This window comes from Nocardiopsis lucentensis DSM 44048 (assembly GCF_000341125.1).
In the GTDB taxonomy this organism is placed as follows: Bacteria; Actinomycetota; Actinomycetes; order Streptosporangiales; family Streptosporangiaceae; genus Nocardiopsis; species Nocardiopsis lucentensis.
The window spans coordinates 1-2,926 of record NZ_ANBC01000858.1 but is presented as its reverse complement, the minus strand read 5'-3'; the positions used below and the strand labels follow the sequence as shown (position 1 = coordinate 2,926).

At 70.2% G+C, this 2,926-nt stretch carries 3 protein-coding genes (1 of these 3 cut by a window edge); 2 read left to right on the top strand and 1 reads right to left on the bottom strand.

What is annotated here, in order from left to right:
* Window positions 1-465 carry the final stretch of an adenosine deaminase gene (gene add, locus D471_RS0129775; RefSeq protein ID WP_017601994.1) on the top strand. It extends 594 nt beyond the left edge of the window, so only the last 465 of its 1,059 coding nucleotides appear in the window; its start codon lies beyond the left edge, outside the window; it ends in the stop codon at window positions 463-465.
* Window positions 466-480: 15 nt separating this feature from the next.
* Here add and D471_RS0129770 read toward each other — a convergent pair whose 3' ends face one another.
* Entirely contained in the window at window positions 481-1,605 is a 1,125-nt protein-coding gene (locus tag D471_RS0129770; RefSeq protein ID WP_017601993.1) for a CapA family protein, read from the bottom strand.
* A gap of 749 nt (window positions 1,606-2,354) precedes the next feature.
* On the opposite strand from D471_RS0129770, the gene D471_RS0129765 reads away from it, so the two are divergent.
* Window positions 2,355-2,926: chaplin (locus D471_RS0129765; protein ID WP_017601992.1), on the top strand; the 572-nt coding region annotated here is incomplete at its 3' end.

Below are 2,926 nucleotides of genomic sequence, written 5' to 3'. Positions count from 1 at the left end.
GGGGGCCGGGGGAGCCTGCCGCACGCCGGTGAGCACGGCGGCCCCGAACGGGTGCGCGAGGCACTGGACGCGCTGCGCGCGGAGCGGATCGGCCACGGCATCGACTCGATGCGGGACCCGGACCTGGTCGCCCGCCTGGTCGACGAACAGGTTCCGGTGGACGTCAGCCCGACCTCCAACGTGTGCACACGCGCGGTCGGGGAGATCGGTGACCACCCGCTGCCGAGCATGCTGGACGCCGGACTGCTGGTCACGCTCAACACCGACGACCCCACGATGTTCGGCACCGACCTGACCCGCGAGTACCGCACCGCCCACGCGCTCGGGCTGTCCCCGGCCGACCTGGTGCGGTTGGCCGCGAACGGGGTGCGTGCCGCCTACCTGGGCACGGCGCGCCGTCACGCGCTCCTGTCGGAGATCGCCGCCGTCGCCGAGCGCCATGGTGTCGCGGCGCCCGGTCTGTAGGCGAGAGCGGGGCTCCTACGCGGGTGAGTCGGTCAGGGGCAGTCCGCACTGGTCGCGCATGCCCGCCCAGGTCTGGTGGGCCTGGTCGGCGGCCGCGTCCTCGTAGGGGACGGGGACTCCGCCCTGGATCTGCGCGGGTGCCCAGTCGGACTCGGTGACGCGCCCGTCGTCGAGGGTGAGGGTGAGGACGCCGCTCTCCGCGGTGGGGCCGTCGAAGTTGTAGAAGACGAAGTTGCCCAGTCCGTAGTGGACGTAGGAGTCTCCGACGAAGCCGCCTGGCGACAGGACGTGGGCGTGGCCGCCGACGACGGCGGTGGCGCCCGCGTCGACCAGCTCCTGGGCCAGGGTGGGGGCGTGCCCGATCGGGCAGTGCGAGCCCTCCAGGCCCCAGTGCAGGAACACGACGACGTTGTCGTGCTCGGCGGCGGCCTCGGAGACGGCGGTCAGCATCCGCCCGCGCGCCTCGCCCTTGACGGAGGCCAGACCGGGCTTGCCCTCGCCCGCGGTCCAGGCCTCGATGAGGTGGTCGTCCAGAACGTCGGTGGCACCGAACAGGGCGACCGACTGCCCGTTGACCTCGGCGACGTGGGGGGCGTAGGCCTCGTCGGCGTCGTCGCCCGCGCCGACCAGGGCGACCGGTGAGGCCTCGCCGTTGGCGAGGGTGTCGGCCAGCCCGTCCGTCCCGTAGTCCATGCCGTGGTTGTTGGCGACGGAGGCCACGTCCACGCCCGCCGCGTCCAGGGCGTCCAGGGCGGTGGCGGGGGCACGGAAGACGTATTGCTTGTTCGGGGCGGGGGTGCCGCCCTCGGTGACGGCGGTCTCCAGGTTGACCATGGCCAGGTCGGCGGCGGAGAGCCGACTCGCGATGGGGCCCAGGGCGGTCGACGGGTCGTTCAGCCGGGGTTCGAGGATGCCCTCGAACATGACGTCGCCGCCGAAGGCGATGGTGAGGGGGCCGGTGTTCTCGGGTGGGGTGGCGGGCGATTCCGTGGGTGAGGCGGTGGAGCCCTGGAGGGCGGCGTCTCCCCCGGTGTCGTCGGTCGGGTCGCCGGGGGAACAGGCGGTGACGAGGAGCGCGCCCGCGAGCAGCGCTGCGCTGGTGCTCAACGGGGTCCGGGGGTTCGGGGGACGTGACGGCATTCGGTGGCTCCTGGAGCGCGGGGCTGGTCGGGGTGTCCGTTGAGTGGGACGCGTGTCCCATGTGTCTGGTTTGCCGTGGTGTGCGGTTAGGCAGCGCGGCTCGGCCGCTCGCGTGCTCGAGCCCCCGTCCATGGTCTGGGTCCGGGGGCGGAGGCACGGTCCCCGCGGGGGGCGTGTCGGGGCCCGGGGGACTCCTCCCCGGACGAGATTATCTCATTTCAGGCTTTCTGCGTGAATCGGTCATATTGCTATAACGGGGTGGATTCGGGTGGGTGAAATGGCGTTCGGTCGTGGTTACGGGCGCTAGTCCACGAAGTTGATTAGTGGACTTCGGGTCAAGGGCGCAAAATTTTCTTCCCCGGGAATGGCGACAGAATGCTTCTGCCTGTGTGCGCAGAGTAATCAAAGGCCAGCCTTTGACCAGGAATTACTTCACTGCGTCGCATTGCATGTGCGTAAAGTGTTCGTGGTGCGGATAAACATTTCTGAAAAACGCCTGCGCGTCACCAGTGGCTTGCTAACGTTTCGGTCCGTCGCCGGTTCTCGCAAGGGGAGAACCCCAAGGAACCGCGACCTCCGCACGTACGCGGGCCGCCCGCCTCATTCACCGCCACTGGTGACGGGCCCGCTTTCGCCGTGACGGTGGAATCGCTTCGCGGTCGAACACGCACCCGGTTCCGCCCACGGTGTTTCACGCCGACTTCGGCGTGACCGCCTGGCCGTCTTCCGTGAAAGGTCCAAGCAGCACGATGCGCAACACACTCCGCTACCCCTTCGCAACCGTCCTCACCGCCGGACTCGTGGTCGCCCCCCTGACCGCGGCCCTCGCCGACACGTCCACGGACGGTTCCGGCAGCGTGGCCGGCGGAAACCAGGTCGTCGTCCCCGCCGACGTCCAGGCCGACCTGTGCGGCAACTCGCTCGCGGTACTGGGCATCTCCGGCGCCGAGTGCGACCAGGTGTCCGAGGTGCTGTACGAGACCAGTGGGCAGGGCGCCACCACCGACGGTTCCGGCAGCGTGGCCGGTGGCAACCAGATCATCGTCCCGGTCGACGCCGCCGTGGACGCCTGTGGCAACGCGGTCGCCGTCGGCGGGATCTCCGAGGCCGACTGCGTCGAGGTGGTCGAGGCCCTGGAGGAGGAGTCCGAGGGCGAGCCCGCGTCCACCGCGTCCACGAACGGTTCCGGCGGTGTGGCCAGCGGCAACCAGATCATCGTCCCGGTCGATGTCGCCCTCAACGTCTGCGGCAACTCGATCGCGATCCTGGGCGGCTCCAGCGCCGAGTGCACCACGATCGTCAACGTCATCCAGGCCTCCCC

Coding starts and splice junctions, on each gene's coding strand:
- D471_RS0129770 (WP_017601993.1), bottom strand. CDS start 1,605: ATGCCGTCACGTCCCCCGAACCCCCGGACCCCGTTGAGCACCAGCGCA.